Origin of the sequence: Variovorax sp. ZS18.2.2, assembly GCF_024701975.1 — a bacterium.
Lineage (GTDB): Bacteria > Pseudomonadota > Gammaproteobacteria > Burkholderiales > Burkholderiaceae_C > Variovorax.
Genome location: NZ_JANLNM010000012.1, coordinates 1 through 21070 on the forward strand (window position 1 = coordinate 1; position 21070 = coordinate 21070).

20 protein-coding genes, 1 tRNA gene and 1 pseudogene are annotated in these 21070 nt (G+C 65.1%); 5 read left to right on the forward strand and 17 right to left on the reverse strand.

The genetic code is table 11. The features are described 5' to 3' along the window. From NU688_RS30845 to NU688_RS30855, 3 genes and pseudogenes are all read right to left on the reverse strand, one after another. Window positions 1-193: pseudogene (locus NU688_RS30845) on the reverse strand (ABC transporter permease); the annotation flags it as partial. Next, the gene (locus NU688_RS30850) at window positions 193-1449 is read right to left on the reverse strand and encodes a lactonase family protein (protein WP_257864682.1); all 1257 of its coding nucleotides are present in this window, start codon (window positions 1447-1449) and stop codon (window positions 193-195) included. The pseudogene NU688_RS30845 and the gene NU688_RS30850, both read right to left, overlap by 1 nt. A gap of 19 nt (window positions 1450-1468) precedes the next feature. After that, complete coding sequence (locus NU688_RS30855; RefSeq protein WP_257864683.1) at window positions 1469-3061, reverse strand: ABC transporter substrate-binding protein; 1593 nt, start codon at window positions 3059-3061, stop codon at window positions 1469-1471. Window positions 3062-3254: 193 nt separating this feature from the next. Between NU688_RS30855 and NU688_RS30860 the strand changes: the two genes are divergently transcribed. Continuing rightward, on the forward strand, window positions 3255-3644 hold the full coding sequence (locus NU688_RS30860; protein ID WP_257864684.1) for a RidA family protein: 390 nt from the start codon (window positions 3255-3257) through the stop codon (window positions 3642-3644). On the opposite strand, the gene NU688_RS30865 is transcribed toward NU688_RS30860, so the two are convergent. Then, on the reverse strand, window positions 3645-4010 hold the full coding sequence (locus NU688_RS30865) for an ankyrin repeat domain-containing protein (RefSeq protein ID WP_257864685.1): 366 nt from the start codon (window positions 4008-4010) through the stop codon (window positions 3645-3647). 142 nt (window positions 4011-4152) lie between these two features. Here NU688_RS30865 and NU688_RS30870 point away from each other — a divergent pair, with 142 nt between their 5' ends. Beyond that, window positions 4153-5988 (forward strand): amidase, encoded by a 1836-nt coding sequence (locus NU688_RS30870; RefSeq protein WP_257864686.1) that lies wholly within the window; start codon window positions 4153-4155, stop codon window positions 5986-5988. A gap of 12 nt (window positions 5989-6000) precedes the next feature. On the opposite strand, the gene NU688_RS30875 is transcribed toward NU688_RS30870, so the two are convergent. Continuing rightward, complete coding sequence (locus NU688_RS30875) at window positions 6001-6594, reverse strand: ATP-dependent Clp protease proteolytic subunit (RefSeq protein ID WP_257864828.1); 594 nt, start codon at window positions 6592-6594, stop codon at window positions 6001-6003. A 54-nt stretch (window positions 6595-6648) separates the two neighbouring features. On the opposite strand from NU688_RS30875, the gene NU688_RS30880 reads away from it, so the two are divergent. Next, window positions 6649-7455, forward strand: coding sequence for a sigma-70 family RNA polymerase sigma factor (locus NU688_RS30880; protein ID WP_257864687.1), 807 nt, complete (start codon window positions 6649-6651; stop codon window positions 7453-7455). A 124-nt stretch (window positions 7456-7579) separates the two neighbouring features. Here NU688_RS30880 and lolD read toward each other — a convergent pair whose 3' ends face one another. Together lolD and NU688_RS30890 are read right to left on the reverse strand one after the other, a co-directional pair. Further along, on the reverse strand, window positions 7580-8257 hold the full coding sequence (gene lolD / locus NU688_RS30885; RefSeq protein WP_257864688.1) for a lipoprotein-releasing ABC transporter ATP-binding protein LolD: 678 nt from the start codon (window positions 8255-8257) through the stop codon (window positions 7580-7582). Continuing rightward, window positions 8250-9506, reverse strand: coding sequence for a lipoprotein-releasing ABC transporter permease subunit (locus NU688_RS30890; RefSeq protein WP_257864690.1), 1257 nt, complete (start codon window positions 9504-9506; stop codon window positions 8250-8252). Before NU688_RS30890 ends, lolD begins: the two co-directional genes overlap by 8 nt. 169 nt (window positions 9507-9675) lie before the next feature. On the opposite strand from NU688_RS30890, the gene NU688_RS30895 reads away from it, so the two are divergent. Both NU688_RS30895 and recJ read left to right on the forward strand, forming a co-directional pair. Beyond that, a complete protein-coding gene (locus NU688_RS30895; RefSeq protein WP_374684712.1) occupies window positions 9676-10617 on the forward strand; it encodes a hypothetical protein in 942 nt (313 codons plus the stop codon). Continuing rightward, window positions 10614-12335: a single-stranded-DNA-specific exonuclease RecJ gene (gene recJ / locus NU688_RS30900; RefSeq protein WP_257864693.1), complete on the forward strand. Its 1722-nt coding sequence runs from the start codon at window positions 10614-10616 to the stop codon at window positions 12333-12335. The genes NU688_RS30895 and recJ overlap by 4 nt, the downstream gene beginning before the upstream one ends. A gap of 811 nt (window positions 12336-13146) precedes the next feature. Here the strand turns inward: recJ and NU688_RS30905 are convergent. From NU688_RS30905 to NU688_RS30950, 10 genes are all read right to left on the reverse strand, one after another. Continuing rightward, the gene (locus tag NU688_RS30905) at window positions 13147-14598 is read right to left on the reverse strand and encodes a sensor histidine kinase KdpD (RefSeq protein ID WP_257864694.1); all 1452 of its coding nucleotides are present in this window, start codon (window positions 14596-14598) and stop codon (window positions 13147-13149) included. Then, window positions 14585-15229: a response regulator transcription factor gene (locus NU688_RS30910; RefSeq protein WP_257864696.1), complete on the reverse strand. Its 645-nt coding sequence runs from the start codon at window positions 15227-15229 to the stop codon at window positions 14585-14587. Before NU688_RS30910 ends, NU688_RS30905 begins: the two co-directional genes overlap by 14 nt. After that, entirely contained in the window at window positions 15226-15396 is a 171-nt protein-coding gene (locus NU688_RS30915) for a hypothetical protein (RefSeq protein WP_257864697.1), read from the reverse strand. Before NU688_RS30915 ends, NU688_RS30910 begins: the two co-directional genes overlap by 4 nt. Window positions 15397-15610: 214 nt before the next feature. Beyond that, a tRNA-Thr gene (locus tag NU688_RS30920) sits at window positions 15611-15686 on the reverse strand. Window positions 15687-15731: 45 nt separating this feature from the next. After that, the gene (locus NU688_RS30925; protein ID WP_257864698.1) at window positions 15732-16295 is read right to left on the reverse strand and encodes a ClpXP protease specificity-enhancing factor; all 564 of its coding nucleotides are present in this window, start codon (window positions 16293-16295) and stop codon (window positions 15732-15734) included. Between the two features lie 31 nt (window positions 16296-16326). After that, window positions 16327-16938 carry a glutathione S-transferase N-terminal domain-containing protein gene (locus NU688_RS30930; RefSeq protein WP_042579119.1) on the reverse strand — a complete coding sequence of 204 codons (612 nt, stop codon included), beginning with the start codon at window positions 16936-16938 and terminating at the stop codon, window positions 16327-16329. Between the two features lie 97 nt (window positions 16939-17035). Continuing rightward, on the reverse strand, window positions 17036-17821 hold the full coding sequence (locus NU688_RS30935; RefSeq protein ID WP_257864699.1) for a cytochrome c1: 786 nt from the start codon (window positions 17819-17821) through the stop codon (window positions 17036-17038). A 39-nt stretch (window positions 17822-17860) separates the two neighbouring features. Continuing rightward, window positions 17861-19297 (reverse strand): cytochrome bc complex cytochrome b subunit, encoded by a 1437-nt coding sequence (locus NU688_RS30940; protein WP_257864700.1) that lies wholly within the window; start codon window positions 19295-19297, stop codon window positions 17861-17863. A gap of 14 nt (window positions 19298-19311) precedes the next feature. Beyond that, window positions 19312-19929 (reverse strand): ubiquinol-cytochrome c reductase iron-sulfur subunit, encoded by a 618-nt coding sequence (gene petA, locus NU688_RS30945; protein WP_257864701.1) that lies wholly within the window; start codon window positions 19927-19929, stop codon window positions 19312-19314. Between the two features lie 178 nt (window positions 19930-20107). Continuing rightward, window positions 20108-20827: a response regulator transcription factor gene (locus tag NU688_RS30950; RefSeq protein ID WP_374684715.1), complete on the reverse strand. Its 720-nt coding sequence runs from the start codon at window positions 20825-20827 to the stop codon at window positions 20108-20110. Window positions 20828-21070: the final 243 nt, after the last annotated feature.

Below are 21070 nucleotides of genomic sequence, written 5' to 3' on the forward strand. Positions count from 1 at the left end.
TGTCGAGGCCGTAGTCCTTCTGCACGCGCGCGATGTCGGCGGCCGTGGCCTGGTCGCCCAGCAGCACCGAGACCGGGTCGCCCGATGCGGCGCGTGTGAGCACGAAGACCAGCACCGCCACGATGGCGAGCACGATGAGCATGCCGCCTGCGCGGGAGGCGATGTAGCGAAGCGAAGCGCTTTTTATCTTCATCACGACGAGAACTCGATGGCGGCGGCACTGCCGACGGCCACGTACTGGCCGGTGAACTGGATGTCGCCCTTCTTCACGCGGAAGACCGTGACGTTGTCGCCTTGCTTGTTGTGGCACACATAAAGAAAGCGCCCGCTCGGATCGAGCGTGCAGCTGCGCGGGTAGTTGCCGCGCGTCCATTCTTCGCGCACGAGCGTGGGGGCGCCGGTGCGGGCATCGATCTTGAACAGCGAGATCGAATCGTGCAGGCGGTTGAGCGACACGAAGTGCTGGCCGTCCGGCAGCATGCGGATGCCCGAGGCGTAGCTGGTGCCCTTGAAGCCCTGCGGCAGTGCCGAGGTTTCGCTCACCAGCGTGAGCGCGCCGGTGGCACTGTCGTAGCGCATGAAGGCGATGGTCGAAGCCTCTTCGTTCACGAGGTAGAGCCACTTGCCGTTCGGATGAAAGACGAAGTGGCGCGCGCCCGAGCTTTCGGACACGGCGACGGTGCTCGGCTGGCTCAACGCGCCGCTCTTGCGGTCGAAGCGGTACGAGATCACGCGGTCCAGGCCGAGGTCCGCGACCAGCACGAAGTTGCCGGTCGGGTCGCTGTGCACCATGTGCGCGTGCGGGCCGTCGTGGTCGCTGGTGGCAAAACCTTCGTGCGAACGGGCCGCGGCCGGCACCACGTCAGCGCCGGGCTTGCAGGGCGTGGCGCCGCAGGCGGCCGCGTCCTTGTAGACAACGGCGGCAACGTCCGAATCGAAGCCGCCATCGGCGCGCAGCGCGATCACGCTGACATCCCCGCTCGCGTAGTTCGCGGTGAACAGAAAGCGGCCATCGGGATGCACGCTGACATACGCCGGGTCCTTGCCGCCGCAGGCCATCTCGGCCACGAACGACAGCGCGCCATTGGCGCCGATGCGGAAGGCAGAGACCGAGCCGGCCTCGAACTCGTTGGCCGCATAGAGCATCGGCAGCTTCGGATGCCGAGCGAGCGATGCGGGGTTGCGCAGCTTGGCATCGCTGCCCGTGCTGGCCACGGCCGGCGGCGCGCCGGGGATGGGCTTGAGCGCGCCGGTCGCGCCGTCCACCACGAACTGGTGGACGCCGAGGCCGCGCCCGCCGCGCCACGGCTTGCCGCCGTCGCTGTAGGTGCCGACATAGGCGTAGACGGGGCCGGAGGTCGCGGCCTGAACGGTAGAGGCCGTGAGGCCCAGGGCTCCGAGACCGGAGGCCAATGCGCTGGCTTGCAGAAGTTGGCGACGCGATGGCATGGCGGTTTTCCTTCTGGCCTTACTTGATCTTCGCGTTCCAGAAGAACGGCCAGGTCGCGGGCGTGTAGTTGTCCAGCGCCGGGCTCTTGGCCGAGAGGCCGTTGAACTTGCCGACGTTGATGTACGGCACCTCGTCGTAGACGACCTGCTGCACCTTGCCCCACAGCGCGCCGCGCTTGGCGGGATCGCTCTCGACGTTGAAGGCCTGCAGTGCCGACTTCTTGGCGGGCGTGTCCCACCAGCCGGGTGCGCCGTCGCCCAGTTGCGGCGGCGAGAGCATCGGCTCGGGGAACTGGCCCGAGTGGGTCACGTAGATGTCCCAGAGCTTCGAATCGTTGCGGCGCTGCACCAGCGTGGCCCAGTCGACCACGTTCAGGTCGACCTTGAAGCCGGCGCGCTTGAGCTGCTCGGCCATCAGCAGCGACATGTTGTAGTGAAAGTCGTACTGGCGGCTCGTGAGCACGCGGATCGGCTCACCCTTGTAGCCGGCCTTGGCGGCGGCTTCCTTGGCCTTGGGTGCGTTGCGCTCGTTGTAGAGCGTGACGCCGGCCGTCGAGTAGAACGGCGAGCCCTTGGGGAAGTGGTTGCCTTCGGCCACGAAGAAGCGCGTGTCGCCGAAACCGGCTGCGAGCATTTCGCCTTCGCCGAGCGCGGACTGGATCGCCTGGCGCACGGCCTGGTTGGAAGCCACGCCTTCCTTCGTATTGAGCACGAGGTACGGGAAGCCGAACGACGGCGTCATGATCGGCACGGTCTTGCCGCCCGACTTCTCCAGGCGCGGCAGCGCTTCCACCGGCAGCAGGTCGGCAAAGTCGTACTGGCCTGCGAGCGCGCCTTCGACGCGCGTGCTGGCGTTGGGCACCGGCACGAAGCGCAGCTCCTCGATCACCGCCTCGCGCTTGCCGCCGTAGCCGCTCGCGGGTTCCTTGCGCGCCGCGTACTTGTCGAAGCGGGTGAGCAGCACGAACTGGTCGGGGCGGCGCTCCTTGAACTTGTAGGGGCCGGTGCCCACGAAGTCCTTCAGCGGCGAGGCGATGGAATCCTTGGCCATGATCGCGGCCATGCCGCTCGGGAGCGCGAGCTGCGAGAGCAGCGGTGCATACGGCGCCTTGAGCACGATCTCCACGCTCAGCGGGCCCTTGGCCTTGAGCGTCTCGATTTCCTTGCCCACGGCCTTGCCGCGCGGCGACTGGTCCATCCAGCGCTGCAGGCTCGCCACCACATCGTCGGCGTTGAGTTCGCGGCCGTTGTGCAGCATCACGCCCTTGCGCAGGGTGATGGCGTAGGTCTTGCCGTCCGCCGAGATCTTCGGCATCGTCTCGGCCAGCATCGGCACCACGTTCCACTTGGCATCGAAGGTGTAGAGCGTCTCGTACACGTGCTGCATGATGGTTCCGACCAGGTCGGCGGTCGATGCCATCGGGTCGAGCGTCTGCGGCTCGGCCACCATCGCGAGCGTGGCGAAGTTGCGCGGCCCCTGGGCATGCGCCTGTTGATGCGGCAGCGCAGCGCACAGCATCGCGAGCAGAGACGCACCCAGCAGGCTGCGCTTCGACAGCTTGGGCAGGCGCTGGACAAGACCGGCGTGGGCGGCATGGGCGGCGTTGGGCATGGGGAGAACTCCTTCGTGGGGTCGGGCAGGGTTTGTGAAAGAAATTTTCTTTTCGGCCCGAACTTTGAAGCAGTATTCATGCCAAATCATCCGTGTAATCCCTCGATCGAGGGTTATTCTGAAATAGATTTTCAGATTGGATCGATACTTGCGATCCCATTTCCTTTCACTTCCCTCATTTCAGGAGTTCTCCATGCCCCTCGAATACCTCGGCGCCCCGCCCGTCGCCTCGGACCGCCAGGCCCGCCCCTTCTCCCCGGCCGTGCGCGCAGGCGACTTCATCTATGTGTCGGGCCAGGTGCCTGCCAATGCCGACGGCGAGATCGTGGCGGGCGGCATCGAGGCGCAGACGCGCCAGGTGATGGAGAACCTGAAGAAAGTGCTCGCGCTGGCCGGCGCCACGCTCGACGACGTGTGCAAGAGCACCGTCTGGCTGCACGACGCGCGCGACTTTGGTGCCTTCAACCGCATCTACATGAGCTACTTCGGCGAGAACAAGCCGGCACGCTCGACCACCGAGGCGCGGCTGATGGTCGACGCGAAGGTCGAGATCGACGTGGTGGCCTACAAGCCCAAGGCCTGATCAGGATGCGTCGCGCAGCAGCGCGATGACATCGCCCTGTTTTTTCTCGAACGCGAGGTCGAAGGCGGTGCGTCCGCTGCTGTCTTTCAGGGCCTTGTCGGCGCCATGGATGACCAGCGTGCGCACCGTGTCGTAGTGGCCGCGGACCGCGGCCTCCATCAATGCAGTGCGGCCGTTGGTCTGGCGCGCATCGGGGTCGGCGCCTTTTTCAAGCAACACCGTCACGGCCTGCGCCTGGCCCAGGCTCGCGGCCTGCACGATGTTCGGCACAGCCTGCGGTTGTGCTTGCGCCGCGGCCCACGGCGCGGCAGCGCAACCCAGCAGTGCCGCAAAGGCGTGGATCAGCAGGGTCTTGAGCGGGGTCATGGCGCGTCCTTGAAATCGATGGCACAGACGAGGTCTGCGCAGCAGCGAGTTCGAGCAAAGGACGTGCCACTGCCGAGAGCCACGCGGCATATTGGCATGGATGCTGCGTTGCCGGGGTGTCAACCCACTCCGACATTCCACGATGACTCCACAGCCAGTGCGCCGCACGTTCGCAGCCTTCGCTTCTTCCTCATCTTCATCCCGCGCCACCCGCCTCGCCTGCGCCGTTGTCTTCAGTGCCGTGCTGGCCGCATGCGGTGGCGGCAACAGCGGCTCCTCTTTCATTCCTTCCGTCGGCACGGGCACCGTGCCGGCCGCGCCCGCGGCGGAGCCCGGCGATGCCGTGGTGCTGCAGCCCGATCGCCAACCGTTCCCCCTGGTCGAAGCCACCGTCGACGGCTTTCACGCGGCCATGCGCAAGGGCGAAGTCTCTTGCCGCGATGTCGTGCAGGGCTACCTCGATCGCATCGCGGCCTTCGACGCCGATGCATCGGCCGCGTACCCCGACAGCCCCGGCCTGCACAGCGTGATCGCCGTCAATCCGGCCGCGCTCACGCGGGCCGACGAGCTCGACCGGCAGTTCTTCAAGACCGGCCGGATGATCGGCCCGATGCATTGCGTGACGGTGCTCGCCAAGGACAACATCGACACCTACGACATGAAGACCACGGCCGGCTCGCTCGTGCTGGCGAACAACCAGCCGCCCGATGACGCCTACATCCTGCGCAAGATCCGCGAGGCCGGCGGCATCGTCATCGGCAAGGCCAACCTCGACGAATTCGCCTTTGGCTTCACGGGCAGTTCGTCGGTCGGCGGCAAGACCAGGAACGCCTACATCCCGGCCAACAGCGCGGGCGGTTCGTCGTCCGGCACCGGCACCTCCATCGCCGCGAGCCTGGCGATGCTGGGGCTGGGCACCGACACCGGCGGCTCGGTGCGCGTGCCGTCGGCCGTCGAAGGCCTGTACGGCCTGCGTCCGACCTTGCGGCTCGTGAGCCAGGACGGCATCGTGCCGCTGGCCCATGGACAGGACACCGCCGGCCCGCTGTGCCGCCAGGTGCAGGACTGCGCACTCGTGCTCGACGCCATGGCCGGTTTCGACGCCCTGCCCGGCAGCGGCCAGCGCACCGCCAAGGCCTGGGATGCCCCGCTGGTGGCCAGCGCTGCCGCCTATGCATCGATGACGCTGCAGCCCGCCACCTACGCCGCTTCGCTGAAAGCCGATGGCCTGAAGGGTGCACGCATCGGCGTCGTGCGCGCCATGTTCCCGACCGCGACCGTGGCCAACCAGCGCTTCCTCGACACGCTGAACGCCGCGCTCGACAAGATGAAGGCCGCGGGCGCGGTGGTCGAGGATGTGCAGATCCCCGACCGGGCGACGATCCTGACCGGCTATGCGAGCCTGTCGTCCTACGAGTTCCGCGACAACCTCACCGAATACCTCGGCGGATGGACCTCGACGGCGGATGGCCATCCGCGCACGACCGAGGACGTGGCGATTGCCATGGACACGCTGGAACCCACGCGCGTGGCCAACTTCCGCTCGTACATCGCCTCGGGCACCAACAAGGAATCCAACCCGACGTACCAGAACAACCTGAAGCCGCGTGACGACTATGTGATTCCCCGCGTGACGGCGGCGCTCGACAACGTCGACTTCGTCACCAGCGCGAGCCTGGGAACGCCGTACGACGTGCTGGTCTATCCGGTGTTGCAGGGCTTCAACAGCACCAGCGTCAACTCGGGCTCCAACAACCGCCTGAGCCCCTTCACCGGCTTTCCGGCCCTGGCGTTCCCGGCCGGCTTCGCGAAGGCCACCGATGCGTCGAGCTCGGTCGAACCGGTGACCTTCGAGATGATCGGCCGCGCATTCGCCGAGCCCACGCTGTTCCGGCTGGCCTACGGCTGGCAGAACACGACCACGGCGCGAATCCCCAGCCCGTTGGCACCGGAGTTGAAGCAGCCGCCCGGCGTTTGAGCGGCAGGAGGCTCAGGTCCGCAACTCGGTCTTGCGCTGGATGATCCGCGAGACCAGCCCGTACTCCACCGCCTCCTCGGCCGAGAGCCAGCGGTCGCGCTCGATGTCGGCCAGCACCACGTCGATGTGCTTGCCGGTTTCGCGCGCGATCTCGTGCGCGATGCGCTGGCGGGCCTTGATGATTTCCTGCGCCTGGATGGCGATGTCGGTCGCCTGCCCGCCCGCGCCGCCGCTGGGCTGGTGGATCAAAAAGCGCGTGTTCGGCAGGCACACGCGCCGCTCGCGCGGGGCCGCCAGGAACAGGTGCGTGGCGGCGCTGCCGACCCAGCCGGTGCCGATCATGTTCACCGGCGCGCCGATGAAGCGCACGATGTCGTGGATCGCATCGCCCGACTCCAGGTGCCCACCGGGCGAGCTCACGAGGATGTCGATGGGTTGCTGGTTGTCCGCGTCGAGCGCGATGAGCCGGCGCGTGACGTCGGCCGCCACCGCATCGGTGATGCTGCCGAAGATCAGCAGCGTGCGCGATTTGAACGCCTTCTCCTCCAGGTAGGAGTTGCGCGGCTCGGCCGTGGCCGCGGGCTTGGTGTCGTCGTCGGTTTCCATGATCAAGAAAAACTCCTGTGGTTGAACTGTCTTGACGAACAAGCCCACAGTTTCGTGACATTGCAGGGGCTGTGGCAAGCTGCGCCGATGCTCGATGAACGCTATCTGTCGCAGTTTCCGGCGCATCGCGGCCGGCTCGTCCGTGCCGCGGCACGACTCTTGGGCAACACGGCCGAGGCCGAGGACGTGGTGCAGGACACGTACCTGCGTGCTCTCGAGGAAGGCGGGGAAGGCGACAGGCCCGCGCTCGACGCCGCCCAGGCTTGGCTGACCACCGTCATGCAGCACCTGGCCATCGACCGGCTGCGGCGGCGCAACTGGATGCAGCGCTGGCTTCAGGATTCACAGGTGCTCGCGCCCGCGCCCGAGACCTCTTCCACCGAGGCGCACGCTGCGCTGGCTCAGGAGGTCGAACAGGCCTTGCGGCTGCTGGCCACGCGGCTGAGTCCCGCCGATGGCGCCGCGGTGCTGCTGCGCGAGGTGTTCGAAGCCAGCTTCAAGGAGATCGCGGAGGCGAGCGGCAAGACCGAGGCGGCGTGCCGGCAGCAGCTGCATCGCGCGCTGCTGCGGCTGCGGCAGGACAACAAGGACCGGGAAGAAGCGGGCCCGGAAACGATCTTCCATGTGTACCGGCAGGCGCTGCATGACTGCGATGCGCGAACGCTGTTCGCGATGCTGCGGCAGCCACCGGCGCGTGCGCTCGCCATGTCGGCGGCGACGGCGCTCAGGTCCGATGCACCGCGTGTGGTGTGCCAGGTGATGCAGATCGGTGGACAGCTCGGCCTCGTGCTGACCCTGGGCGGCAAGGTGCTGTGCGCGCGGCCGCTGGAGGGGCGGCAGCCCGATGTGGCATGGAATTAGCGCCTCCCCCCGGGGGGGGATGTTGGGGCGGGGGCCCCGCGCGGCCTTCGAGGCTGCATGGCACTGAACGCCGCTGTGCCCCCACCCCTGCCCTCCCCCAGAGGGGGAGGGAGAAAGACAAGGGTCAGCCCGCGAGGCGACCCGCCACCAGCTGCAGCACCCGGTCGCAGCGCTTGGCCAATTCCTGGTCGTGCGTGACCATCACGAAGGCCGTGCCATGGCGATGCGCCAGGTCGAGCATCAGATCGAACACCGTGTCGGCCGTGCTGCGGTCCAGGTTGCCCGTGGGCTCGTCGGCCAGCACGCACGCAGGCTGCGTGACCAGCGCACGCGCGATCGCCACACGCTGGCGCTCGCCGCCCGAGAGCTCGGCCGGGCGATGCTGCACACGCTCGCCCAGACCCACGCTCGTGAGAATCTTGCGCGCCGACTCCGCAGCCTGCGACGATTCGACGCGGCGGATCTTCAGCGGCATCGCCACGTTGTCCAGCGCGCTGAACTCCGGCAGCAAATGATGGAACTGGTAGACAAAACCCAGGTGCTGGTTGCGCAACCTCCCCTGCTCCGCCGCATCGGCATGCGCGATGTCCTTGCCGAGCAGCTCGACCTTGCCCGAGGTCGGCGCATCGAGCCCGCCCATCAGATGCAACAGCGTGCTCTTGCCCGAGCCCGAGGCGCCGACGATGGCCAGCGTTTCGCCGGCGTGCACGTCGAGGTCCACGCCGTGCAGCACCGTCAGGTCGATGCGTCCTTCGTGAAACCGCTTCGTGAGGCCGCGTGCCTTGAGAACGACTTCACTCATAGCGCAGCGCCTCCGCAGGGTTGACGCGACTGGCGCGCCAGCTCGGGTACAGCGTTGCAAGGAAAGCCAGGACGAGGGAGATGATCGCGATGGGCATGATGTCGCTCTGCTGCGGGTCGCTCGGCATCTTGCTGATCAGGTAGATGTCCTTGGGCAGGAAGCTCGCGTGAAAGAGCTGTTCGAGGAAGGGCACGATCACGTCGATGTTGTAGGCGATGCCCAGGCCCAACAGCAGGCCGGCCACGGTGCCGATCACACCCACCATCGCGCCCTGCACCACGAAGATGCCCATGATGCTGCGCGGCGAACTGCCCAGCGTGCGCAGGATGGCGATGTCGGCGCGCTTGTCGGTCACCGTCATCACGAGCGTGGAGACCAGGTTGAACGCGGCCACCGCCACGATCAGCGTGAGGATGATGAACATCATGCGTTTCTCGACCTGCACGGCCGCGAACCATGTCTTGTTCTGGCGCGTCCAGTCGCGGATCAAAAATTCGCCTGGCAGGCTCACGGCGAGTTGATCGGCCACGTCGCGGGCCTCGTTCAGGTCCTTGAGCTTGAGGCGGATGCCGGTCGGGCCTTCGAGGCGGAACACCTTGGCCGCATCCTGCTCGTGCACCATCGCCAACGCCGAGTCGTACTCGTAGTGGCCCGAATCGAAGGTGCCCACCACGGTGAACTGCTTCAGGCGCGGCACCACGCCAGCCGGCGTGACCTGGCCGCCCGGCGCCACCAGCGTGACCTTGTCTCCCGGCTGCACGAACATCGAGCGCGCGAGCTCGATGCCCAGCACGATGCCGAATTCGCCCGGCACCAGCTTGTCGAAGGTGCCCTTGCTCGCGATGCCGCCGGTGTCGGTGACCTCGGGTTCGAGCTTGGGGTCGATGCCGCGGACGATCGCGCCCTTCATGTCCTCGCCGCGCGCGATCAGCGCCTGCGTGTTGATGAAGGGGGCCGCGCCGATGACCTCGGGGTTCTTGCGCGCGGCGGCCATGATTTCGTCCAGGCTCTGCAGCGCCTGGCCGTCGCGCGAGAAGATCTCGATGTGCGACACCACGCCGAGCATGCGGTCGCGCACCTCTTTCTGGAAGCCGTTCATCACACTGAGCACAATGATCAGCGCCGCCACGCCCAGCGCGATGCCAAGCATCGAGACACCGGAGATGAAGGAGATGAAGCCGTTGCGCCGCGTCGCCCGGCCTGCGCGCGTGTAGCGCCAGCCGAGCTGCAGTTCATAAGGGAGTCGCATCAAATTTCCTGCCGAGCCGCCTCAAAGGAAATTTGCCCGCCCTTGGGGGGCAGCGAATACACGAAGTGAGGAGCGAGGGGGTAGGTCATATACGGCGGAATTGTGGCATCACGGATAACCTGGGGGCTTCCGGGACAATAGGGGGATGGCCGAACACCCCCCACGTCACTTGTTGATCCCCTTCGCCGGCCGCGGTTCCCCTGCCTGCCGCGCGGCATTGCCGACGCTCAAGCTCCCGAATCTCGAATCCCTGCTCTCCCGCCTTTCCCTCGCAGACACCGACACCCAGGACGAAAGCACGCGCTCGCCTCCGCACGAGCGGGCGCTCGCCAAGGCGCTGGGCATCTCCGCCGCCGACGGCTGCATTCCGTGGGCTGCGCTGGAGGCCCTGCAAACCTGCCTGGCCGCATCCGGCGACACCGAAGCCTGGGCGCATGTGACGCTGTGCAACTGGCAGGTCGGCATCGACGACGTGGCGCTGGGCGATCCGTCCGCCATCGAGATCGATGTCGCCGAATCGGCCGCCCTGCTGGCCGTTGCAGAGCCGTTCTTCGAAGAAGACGGCATCGTGCTGTACCTCTCCGACACGCCGGGCCGCTGGCTCGCACGCGCGCCCATCTTCGAAGGGCTGGCCACTGCCTCCATCGACCGCGCGGTGGGCCACCCGATCTCGCAGTGGTCGCCGCTGGGCGATTCGGGGCGGTCTCTGCGCCGCCTGCAGAACGAGATGCAGATGCTGCTCTATACACAGCGCGTGAACGACGACCGCGCCGCGCGCGGCGTGCCGCCGATCAACTCGTTCTGGCTCAGCGGCACGGGTGCGCTGCGGAAAGATGCCAAACGACCTGCCACGACGCCCGACGTCGACGACGCCCTCCGCATCGCCGCGCTGCGCGACGATGGCGCGGCCTGGGCCGAGGCCTGGCAAGCGCTGGATGCCGGCGCCATCGCCTCGCTGCTGGCCGACTACACGCGCGGCGCCGATGTGGCACTCACGCTCTGCGGCGACCGCGGCGCGCAGCGCTACACCGTGCAGCAGCGCGGCCTCGCGCGATGGGCGAAGAGCCTGTTCGACCGCACGCGCGCCATCACCGTGCTGGAGTCGCTGTGAAGATCATTGCCAGGGAAATTCCCCCCCGCACCGTCTGGGCCCTCGAGCAGGCCGGCGTGCACCCGCTGCTCGCGCGCCTCTTCGCCGCGCGCGGCGTGATGGCCAAGGACGAGCTCGACGACGGCCTCGCCCGCCTGCTGCTTCCCGACACGTTGCGCGGCACGCGCGAAGCCGCCGTGCTTCTGGCCGACGCGATGGCGCAGGACAAGCGCCTCTGCATCGTCGCCGACTACGACTGCGACGGCGCCACCGCCTGCGCGGTCGGCGTCCGCGGCCTGCGCCTTTTGGGCGCCAAGCACGTGAGCTACCTCGTGCCTGATCGCGTGGTCGACGGCTACGGCCTCACGCCGCCGATTGCCGAGCGCGTGGCCGACAGCGGCGCCGACATGCTGATCACCGTCGACAACGGCATCGCCAGCGTCGAGGGCGTCGCGGCTGCGAAGGCGCGCGGCCTGCAGGTGCTGGTGACCGATCACCATTTGCCCGGCCCCGAGCTGCCCGTCGCCGATGTGCTGGTGAATCCGAACCAGCCCGGCTGCGACTTCGAGAGCAAGAGCATCGCGGGCGTCGGCGTCATGTTCTACGTGCTGCTCGCGCTGCGCTCCGAACTGCGCACGCGCGGCGTGTTCGACGTGGCGACGCAGCCCAAGCTCGACGCACTCTTGCCGCTGGTCGCGCTCGGCACCGTCGCCGACGTGGTGAAGCTCGATGCCAACAACCGCCGCCTCGTCGCGCAGGGCCTGCGCCGCATCCGCGCGGGCGCGATGCCCGCGGGCGTGGCCGCGCTCTTCAAGGCCGCGGGCCGCACGGCTTCGGCCGCCACCACCTTCGACTTCGGCTTCGCCCTCGGCCCGCGCATCAATGCGGCCGGCCGGCTGGCCGACATGACGCTGGGCATCGAATGCCTGCTGACCGACGACGCGGGCCGCGCCGACGAACTCGCGCGCATGCTCGACGGCATCAACCGCGAGCGGCGCGACATCGAGGGCGGCATGCGCGACCAGGCGCTGCTGCTGGCCGAATCGCTCTTCGCCACCGACGGAGAAGGCGTCGAGGCCCCGCCGGCCGCCATCAGCGTGTTCGATGCGAACTTCCACGAAGGCGTGGTCGGCATCGTGGCCTCGCGCATCAAGGACCGCTTCCATCGCCCGACCTTCGTGTTCGCCGCGAGCGGCGCGCCGGGCAAGGAGCAGGAGCTCAAGGGCTCGGGCCGGTCGATTCCGGGCTTTCATTTGCGCGATGCGCTGGACCTCGTGGCCAAGCGCCATCCGGGCGTGCTGCTGCGCTTCGGCGGCCATGCGATGGCGGCCGGCTGCACGGTGGCGCGCGAGCACTTCAAGACCTTCGAGCAGGCGCTTGCGCAGGTGGCCGGCGAATGGCTGGCGGCATCGGCGCTCACGCGCCAGATCGAGACCGACGGGCCGATCGCGCGCGAGTACATGCGCATCGACCTCGTGGACACGCTGCACCGCGAGGTGTGGGGGCAAGGTTTCGCGCCGCCGACCTTCAGCGAAGAAGTGGAAGTGGTGTCGCAGCGGCTTGTGGGCGAGAAGCACCTGGCGCTCAAGCTCAGGCACCAGGGCCAGCCGATCGATGCGATCTGGTTCAGCCATACCGAACCGTTGCCGCCGAAAGTGAAGCTCGCGTTCCGCCTCGATGCGGACGAGTGGCAGGGCGTGCGGCGCCTGCGCTTCCTGGTCGAGGGGGCGGAGTTCTAGAAGAAAAAGAAACCAGGATCCCCTGGATTACCTGGTTGGAGGGGGGAAGCTGCGTTTCGCCGCGCCGATTGCCTTGCTACAGGCACGCGCAAGCCGGCAGATGCAACCGGTCGAATGCTCGTCCGAGCACCGTTCGACGGGTTGCACCCGCGCTCCCCCGGAGTCATCGCACGTACAAAGACACCGACACGACTAACGCCCAGCTGTAGACGACGACCACGCACAACCCCATCAGGAAGCCCTCCGCCCTGCGGCTGGCCTCCGTCGCGCGGGAATGAGCGAGCAGCGTCTCCGAATTCCGAAGCAGCAACCCGTCGATGTCCACAACGTCCACCCCCCTCCTCACAGCACCTCCCTGATTCGCAAGCCGGCCCCATCGAAGCAAACGCTCCTCCATCCGTGGACAGAAAAAGTCATCACGCTCCCTCCCAGGATCTGCGGTCGATGCAGCCTGCATTGCGTTCCCTCCTGCGCCATTCGATGAAGCGCACGCCGTGGACTTTAGAGAAAACCAGATTTCAAACAACTAATGACTAATACCAGTCACGCCGCAATCGGTGCAATTGCACCGCGGTGGAAGGTTCGATTTTTCATTTGACGTAACACTTCTGTGTACGCGCCATTGCGCAACACCAGTGAATTCTGCGTATTCCCTCTGGGTCGGCCGTGGTGTCGCAATGACGAACGATCAGGCGTCGCTGGTGCCCACTTGCTTCGAAGAAGCTGCCACGAAGCCAAGGCGGTGAACAGCCAGCAGATTGCCGAAGTGCGCAATTAATTGCACCGGCAAGCTCCCGATCAAATCGAAGCGTCAGGAATTTGCGGTCGTATTCGCACCGATCACGAATTCCCTGGGAATGAGAATTCTGAAAAGCGTGCCGCGACCCATCACGGATTTGACCTCGATGCGGTAATTGAGGCGCGTGGCAAATCGCTTGACAATGGCCAGGCCCAGTCCCACGCCCTTGGTGCGCTCTTTATCGCCGGGCTCTTCCTGGTGAAAGGCATCGAAAATCCGCTGCCGTGCTTCGGGCTTGATCCCGGGGCCCTGGTCCCAGATTTCGATGGATGCGCCCCTGGCCGTTTTTCGAGCACACACCAACACACCGCTCCTGGTGTATTTGAGCGCATTGGAAACAAGATTTTCGAGCATGCGCAACAGCATGGACGCATCGGTGCCCACGGTGATCCGCGCAATGCGAAACCGCAATTGCACACCATGGCGCTCGGCGATTTTCTCGAAATGCAGATCGAGTTTCTGGAACAGGGATTGAATTTCGGTGGCCCGAATTTTCACTCCGGCATCAAGCGCTTCGATTCGCGCGAATTCGAGAATATTGTTGATATAGATCTGAAGCGCATCGACTTCCTGCCCCAGGCGATCCAGCGTCGCTTCCGCGGATTGATTCGTCTTGGTGGCGGCCATGGCGGACAGCACCCACAATTTCGCGGCATGCAGCCGCTGCTGGAAATCGTGGCTCGCACCCGCGAAGAATTCCGAGCGGGTATCGAGTGTCTTGTACGCGGTGTCTTTCAATCTTTCGAGTTTGTCATTGGCTATTTCGAGTTGATTCACCAATTGACTGGCTTCATGGGTACGTGCGAGCACATCGTTGAGCTGACGAATGGCAATGAAGATATTGAGCCACAGCACGGCCAGCACACCCACGTCGAGCGCCACGATGACCGGAAGGGTCGCCACGCCGTTCGAATACAGGTTGGCGGAAAAAGCGCCCCACAGCAGAGCGTTGTAAAGGACCACTGCAATGGGCGTCACCGGCCACATGCCGGTCATCGACACGCTGATGCTGAGCAGGCCGATGCACATGATCAGGACGCGCACCGTGAGCACCGGCCCGACGAACAAATGGATGGTCCACATCCAGTACAGGCAGGCAATGATGATGATGACGAGCGGGATCAGCTTCAGCCCGAGGGATTTCTTGACGACCGCCGGCGGCAATTGCGTGAGCGGCCAGAAAAGCCCGATGCGGATCAGCCAGGTCACCACCGAGACCGCGAGCCAGGTCCACATGGCGGTCGAACTCAGAATGGGTGCGCTCGCTTCCGCAACCAGCAGCCCGAGGATCGTGATCCAGTAAGCGACCTGCTGGACAAAGAATTGGCGTTCCGCCAGATGCCGGTGCGCCAACGTTGCATGGATCAGGGAGCGGGAAAACTTTCCCTGCCTTTCCATGAGCGATTCATCGAGCGGCTCGTTCTTGTTGGTAAAGCCCTGTCGAAGCTCCTCAAGCATTCCCATCGCTGCTCCTCGTGGCGAAACCTGCCAGGAGCCCGAGTTGCAATGCCTTCTGGACAGCGTGCGCGCGCGATTTGACGCCCAGCGCTTCCATGGCGGAATCGATGTGGTAATTGACCGTTCCCGGATGCAACGACAGCAATCGCGCAATTTCCTTGGTGGAGCGCCCCGCGCCTACGAATTCCAGGCATTGGCATTGGCGGTTGGTCAGGCGGATTGCACTCGGATCCGCACCCAGATCGGGCAATTGCGGAAAAACCTTTTCACCCGCAATGGCCTTGTCCAGGCTCGCCTCGAGTTCCTTGATTTCGATGGCCTTCAGGATGTAGCCCTGGAATCCGCTGGCCTTGGCCTGGGCGATGTAGTCCGCCCGGTGGGTACCGGTCAGGATGCAGGTGATTCCTTCCTTGCCCAGCTTCTTGATTTCCATGGCCAGTGAAAGGCCGACCGCGCCGGGCACGTCGAGGTCGAGCAGGATCAATCCCCATCGGTCGGGCGTTGCCTTCAATGCGAGCAGCGCCTTTTCGGCGCTGTTGCAGACTTCGATGTTGGCGACGAGCGGACTTCGCGCGATCTTTTCCGCCGTCGCCTCCGACACCAGAGGTTGGTCTTCTATGAACAAGACGTTGATCATTGATATTTTTCGCCGGGATATTTTTTTGTTCTGCCGAACTGGGGATCAACTGTTCCAGTTCCTGTCGCCTGGCCCGATGTCCAGCAACGTGACCAGCGCGGCGGGCCACCTTCATCGTCAACAAGGCCGCGCAGCGCTGCTCGACGTGCTTCGGTCAGTTCATCCATTTCTCTACTTTACTAAAGATTACAAAGTCAACTGGGAGAAATAACTGATGACCTCTGGCTGAGGGCGATGAAATTTTGCAAACCAATTTACTACTTTTTATTTAAGAATCAACGGCATTCGGCGTTTGCAACCAAGGCAGTACCGTCTTGCCGACATCGACGGTTCAAAGAAAAACCCTCCGGGCGGTGAACCACCGGGAGGGTTTATCGGGTTTGGTGCCGCTTGTCGGAATCGAACTGACGACCTTCCGCTTACAAGGCGGGTGCTCTACCAATTGAGCTAAAGCGGCTGAATTTCTTCGGAGTGCGTGATTCTAGTGGGCCGTTGCGAGCGCCTACTTGATGCGCTTGAGCGACGGCCGAGAACCGCCACCGGCCGGCGGGCGCGGTGGCTCGTCGACAGGGTCGGTGGCTGCATCAGCAGGGCCTGCATCGACCATCTCGCCGCCCTCTTCACCCGTCACCAGGTGGACGATCTTGCCGGCATCGCCTTCGGTGCCGCGCGAGGCATCACGCAAAGGCATGCGCGCAGGACCTGTGGGCGAAGCCGGCGCATCGCCGTTGTCGACCGCGGGTGCCGGCGCGGGAAACGCCATGCCCTGTCCGTTCTCGCGCGCATAGATCGCGATCACGCGCCCCACCGGCACGCTGATTTCGCGCGCACTGCCCGCAAAGCGGGCCTTGAACTCGATGAAATCGTTGCCCAGCTTGAGCGAGCTGGTCGCATCGAAGCTGATGTTGAGCACGATCTCGCCGTTCTTCACGTACTCTCGCGGAACCTGGACGGTGTCATCGACCTGCACCGCGACATAGGGCGTGAACCCGTTGTCGGTGCACCATTCGTACAGTGCCCGGATGAGGTACGGGCGGGTGGAGGACGACTCGAGCGCGTTGATCATGAAAAGCTGCGGAGAACGGTTTGCGCAGCTTTTACTTGCGCATGACCTTTTCGGATGGGGTCAGCGCCTCGATGTAAGCCGGGCGCGAGAAGATGCGCTCAGCGTACTTCAGCAGCGGTGCCGCGTTCTTGCTGAGGTCAATGCCGTAGTAGTCCAGGCGCCAGAGCAGCGGCGCGATGGCCACGTCGAGCATCGAGAAGTTGTCGCCCAGCATGTACTTGTTCTTGAGGAACACGGGCGCCAGCTGCGTCAGGCGGTCGCGGATGTGCGAGCGGGCCTTTTCGATGGCCTTCTCGTTGCCCTTGGTGGTGCGGTTCTCCAGCGTCGAGACGTGCACGAAGAGTTCCTTCTCGAAGTTGAGCAGGAACAGGCGCACGCGGGCGCGGTCGACCGGGTCGCCGGGCATCAGCTGCGGATGCGGGAAGCGCTCGTCGATGTACTCGTTGATGATGTTCGACTCGTACAGGATCAGGTCGCGCTCGACCAGGATCGGCACCTGGCCGTACGGGTTCATCACGCTGATGTCTTCGGGCTTGTTGTAGAGATCGACGTCGCGGATCTCGAAGTCCATGCCCTTTTCGAACAGAACGAAGCGGCAGCGGTGGGAAAAGGGGCAGGTCGTTCCTGAATACAAGACCATCATGGCGAGAGACTCCTAAAAATCAAAAAGAGTGGGTCGCGTTGGCAACCCACTCTGTGGGACCGGATGCACGAGGCATGACCGGTCGGCGTGGACGGAACTACTTGACGTCTTTCCAGTACGAGGCGTTCAGTCGCCACACAAAAACCACCGACATGCCCAGGAACAGCAGGACCCAGACGCCGATGCGGATACGGGTGTTCTGCGCGGGCTCGGCCATCCACTGAAGGTAGCTCACCAGGTCGCCGACCGCATTGTCGTACTGCACCGACGTCAGGGTGCCGGGGGTGACCTGCTCCCACTTGCCAGTGAAGACGTCGGTCGCGTGGCCGTGCTGCTCGACCTTGCTGTAGACCGGTCGGCGGTCGCCCTGCAGTTCCCACAGGGGGTTGGGCATGGCGACGCTCGGGAACACGAGGTTGTTCCAGCCGGTGGCCTTGGTGTCGTCGCGGTAGAAGGTGCGAAGGAAGGTATAGAGGTAGTCGGCGCCCGTGCCGCCGTGGCCGGCACGCGAGCGTGCGACCAGCGTGAGGTCGGGCGGCGTGGTGCCGAACCAGTCCTTGGCCTGGCGGGCGTCGATGTTGGCCTTCATGGTCTCGCCGACCTTGTCGGTCGGGAACAGAAGGTTGTCCTTGATCTGCTGCTCGGTGATGCCGATGTCCTGCAGGCGGTTGTAGCGCATGAAGGCGGCCGAGTGGCAGTTCAGGCAGTAGTTGACGAACAGCTTGGCGCCGTTCTGCAGGGCCTGGACGTCGTTCGTCTTGTTGGGTGCCTTGTCCCAGGCCAGGCCACCGGACTCGGCCGATGATGTGGCGGAGAAGGTCAGCCCCAGCGCCAGACTCAAGGTAGCTACGACCGCGAGCCAGCCGGAAATTCTTTTCTTCATCGTGTTTCTCTCAAGCTCTTGCACTTCTCGTGTCTCGTCTCAATGCGCGGCGAAGACCACGCGCTCGGGCACGGGCTTGAATTCGCCCTTGCGGCTCCACCACGGCATCAGGAGGAAGAAGCCGAAGTAGAAGAGCGTGCCGATCTGCGAGATGGTCTGGGCAATGTCGAGGGCGAAGGAGCCGATGACCAGATTGCCCCAGACGCCGGGCGGCTGGATGCCCAGGTAGCCCAGGATCAGGAACAGGAAGACGAACACGCCGTACACATACTTGTGCCAGCTCGGACGGTAGCGGATCGACTTCACTTCGCTGTGGTCCAGCCACGGCAGGAAGAACAGGATGATGACCGAGCCGCCCATCACGACCACGCCCCAGAACTTGGCGTCGAAGGCCTTGAGCAGGAAGATGGCCACGGCCGCCACGACGACGATCGCGATCTTCAGTGCCGTGCCCGACTTGCCCTTGACGAAGTTCAGGATGGCGGCGAGGCCGATGATGATGGCGAACACGTTGACCATGTCGTCGGTGGTCGCGCGCAGCATCGAATAGAACGGCGTGAAGTACCAGACCGGGGCGATGTGGTTGGGCGTCTTCAGCGAATCGGCCGGGATGAAGTTGTTGTACTCGAGGAAGTACCCACCGGCTTCGGGCGCGAAGAAGATCACCGCCGAGAAGATCGTGAGGAACACCACCACGCCGAAGATGTCGTGCACCGTGTAGTACGGATGCGACGGAATGCCGTCGAGCGGGTGACCATCGGGGCCGCGGTTGGCCTTGATCTCGATGCCGTCGGGGTTGTTGGAGCCCACTTCGTGCAGCGCGATCAGGTGGGCCACCACGAGACCCAGCAGCACCAGCGGCACCGCGATGACGTGGAAGCTGAAGAAGCGGTTCAGCGTGGCGTCGCTCACCACGTAGTCGCCGCGGATCAGCAGGGCCAGGTCAGGACCGATGAACGGGATCGCGGCGAACAGGTTCACGATCACCTGGGCGCCCCAGTAGGACATCTGGCCCCAGGGCAGCAGGTAGCCCATGAAGGCTTCGGCCATGAGGCACAGGAAGATCGCACAGCCGAACACCCAGATCAGCTCGCGGGGCTTGCGGTAGCTGCCGTACATGAGGCCGCGGAACATGTGCAGGTACACCACGATGAAGAACGCCGAGGCGCCCGTCGAGTGGATGTAGCGGATGAGCCAGCCCCAAGGCACGTCGCGCATGATGTACTCGACCGATGCGAACGCCTGGTTCGCGTCGGGCTTGTAGTGCATCACGAGGAAGATGCCGGTGACGATCTGGATCACGAGGACCAGCATCGCCAGCGAGCCGAAGATGTACCAGAAGTTGAAATTCTTCGGCGCGTAGTACTTGCCCCACTGGTCGTTCCAGAGCTTGGTCAGCGGGAAGCGGTTGTCGACCCAGTTGAGCAGCTTCGCGCCGGCGGGCGCATTGGGGGAAATTTCGTGGAATTCAGCCATGTTCTTCTTCTGCCTCAGGCCTTCTTAGAGTCTTCACCGATCAGGAGCTTGGTGTCCGACAGGTACATGTGCGGGGGCACAGGCAGGTTGTCGGGCGCGGGCTTGTTCTTGAAGACGCGGCCGGCCAGGTCGAACGTGGAACCGTGGCAAGGGCAGAGGAAGCCGCCTTCCCAGTCGGCCGGCAGCGAGGGCTGCGGTCCGGACTGAAGGCGGTCCACCGGCGAGCAACCCAGGTGGGTGCAGATGCCCACCACGACCAGCACGTCGGGCTTGATCGAGCGGTGCTCGTTCTGCGCGTACTTGGGAGTGAATTCGTCGGGGTGACGCTTGGAGAGCGGGTCGGCCAACTGGCCGTCGAGCTTGGGGAGTTCGGCGATCTGCTCCGGGGTGCGCTTGAGGATCCAGACCGGCTTGCCGCGCCATTCGACGGTCATTTTCTCGCCGACCTTCAGGGCCGAGATGTCCACTTCGACAGCGGCACCGGCGGCCTTGGCCTTCTCGGAAGGCTGGAAAGTGCTCACAAAGGGAATTGCGGTGGCCACGCCGCCCGCTACGCCGGCACAGCTGGATGCGATCAACCACGTCCGCTTGCTTGTGTCGATCCGGGGCGAGCCGGAGGTCATGTCACTCATGGGGATCCTCTTGTCTTCTTCGCTGGAGCAGGGGTCAACCCGCGATTGTAGCGGGGCGCTGAAGGGATATTCAATGGCTGCCATGCGCGTGGCCGGCTGCCGATGACCGGCGCGATGCGCCGCGGGAGCGCGCGCCATGCAGCGGCGAGGGCTGCGGGAGCGTCGCTGCCGGCCGGCTTCAGTTCAGAAGGCCGTGCTGCATCGCCTCGTGAACCGCCTGGGTCCGCGACTTGACCGCCAGCTTGCGGTAGATGCTCTTGGCGTGGAATTCGATCGTGTTGACCGACAGGTAGACCGCCTCCGCGATCTGCCGGTTGCTCCATCCCTGCGCGATCAACCGCAGCACCTTGAGTTCGCGCGGTGACAGCAGCGCCGGCGCGGACGAGGACGACGGTTCGGCGCGGGGCTCGGTCCGGATGGACTCGATCGTCCGCGTCTTCGCCGATGCGGCGATCAGCCCGAGGATGCGCCGCGCGACCCGCGAGTCCATCGGCGCGCCGCCGCGCTCGATCGAGCGCAAGAGGAAAGAGAGTTCGGCGTCGTCCGCTTCCGTCAGCAGGTAGCCGACGGCGCCCGCGGAGATCGCGGCATTCACCAACTCGTGGTCGTCGGTGGGCGACATGGCGACGGTCTCGATGTGCCGGTAGGTCTCGCGCACATGGCGGATCAGCGAGACGCCGTCGCTGCGCGGCAGGCGCATGCCGACCAGCACGAGGTCGTAGGGCAGCGAGGCCAGCAGGTTGCACGCCTCGGCGCGCGTGGACGCCACCACGACGCGGCGGCCGGGCGCGAGCTTGCCCAGGATGCGGCGCATGCGGTCGGCCACGGCGGGGTCGTCCTCGACGATCAGCGCGCCGTGGAAGGTGCTCAGGTACGACAGTTGCGGCACCGACGACATCGGCGCCGTTCTCAAAGGTTGGCAGGAAAGATTGATGGCCACGCGACGTCCCTCTTGGCTACCCCAAGGCAGCCTCCAAATGTTGACTTTCGTTTCAGATACCGCAGGAACGATGCCCGCGAGAAAGCCCGGCGGCCGGAACGGGGGCGTCACGGCGGGCAGCACCTTGATTTCATTGGGAAATTCGTCAGAAACAGGGCCTGCGGCACCCTCTGGACATGGCCGGCTCAAGGGCTTCTTTTG

Coding starts and splice junctions, on each gene's coding strand:
- NU688_RS30870 (WP_257864686.1), top strand. CDS start 4,153: ATGACTCCACAGCCAGTGCGCCGCACGTTCGCAGCCTTCGCTTCTTCC.
- NU688_RS30875 (WP_257864828.1), bottom strand. CDS start 6,594: ATGGAAACCGACGACGACACCAAGCCCGCGGCCACGGCCGAGCCGCGC.
- NU688_RS30915 (WP_257864697.1), bottom strand. CDS start 15,396: ATGGATGAACTGACCGAAGCACGTCGAGCAGCGCTGCGCGGCCTTGTT.
- NU688_RS30890 (WP_257864690.1), bottom strand. CDS start 9,506: ATGCGACTCCCTTATGAACTGCAGCTCGGCTGGCGCTACACGCGCGCA.
- lolD (WP_257864688.1), bottom strand. CDS start 8,257: ATGAGTGAAGTCGTTCTCAAGGCACGCGGCCTCACGAAGCGGTTTCAC.
- NU688_RS30910 (WP_257864696.1), bottom strand. CDS start 15,229: ATGATCAACGTCTTGTTCATAGAAGACCAACCTCTGGTGTCGGAGGCG.
- NU688_RS30950 (WP_374684715.1), bottom strand. CDS start 20,827: ATGTCGTCGGTGCCGCAACTGTCGTACCTGAGCACCTTCCACGGCGCG.
- NU688_RS30855 (WP_257864683.1), bottom strand. CDS start 3,061: ATGCCCAACGCCGCCCATGCCGCCCACGCCGGTCTTGTCCAGCGCCTG.
- NU688_RS30940 (WP_257864700.1), bottom strand. CDS start 19,297: ATGGCTGAATTCCACGAAATTTCCCCCAATGCGCCCGCCGGCGCGAAG.
- NU688_RS30865 (WP_257864685.1), bottom strand. CDS start 4,010: ATGACCCCGCTCAAGACCCTGCTGATCCACGCCTTTGCGGCACTGCTG.
- NU688_RS30860 (WP_257864684.1), top strand. CDS start 3,255: ATGCCCCTCGAATACCTCGGCGCCCCGCCCGTCGCCTCGGACCGCCAG.
- NU688_RS30925 (WP_257864698.1), bottom strand. CDS start 16,295: ATGATCAACGCGCTCGAGTCGTCCTCCACCCGCCCGTACCTCATCCGG.
- petA (WP_257864701.1), bottom strand. CDS start 19,929: ATGAGTGACATGACCTCCGGCTCGCCCCGGATCGACACAAGCAAGCGG.
- NU688_RS30905 (WP_257864694.1), bottom strand. CDS start 14,598: ATGGGAATGCTTGAGGAGCTTCGACAGGGCTTTACCAACAAGAACGAG.
- NU688_RS30935 (WP_257864699.1), bottom strand. CDS start 17,821: ATGAAGAAAAGAATTTCCGGCTGGCTCGCGGTCGTAGCTACCTTGAGT.
- NU688_RS30850 (WP_257864682.1), bottom strand. CDS start 1,449: ATGCCATCGCGTCGCCAACTTCTGCAAGCCAGCGCATTGGCCTCCGGT.
- NU688_RS30930 (WP_042579119.1), bottom strand. CDS start 16,938: ATGATGGTCTTGTATTCAGGAACGACCTGCCCCTTTTCCCACCGCTGC.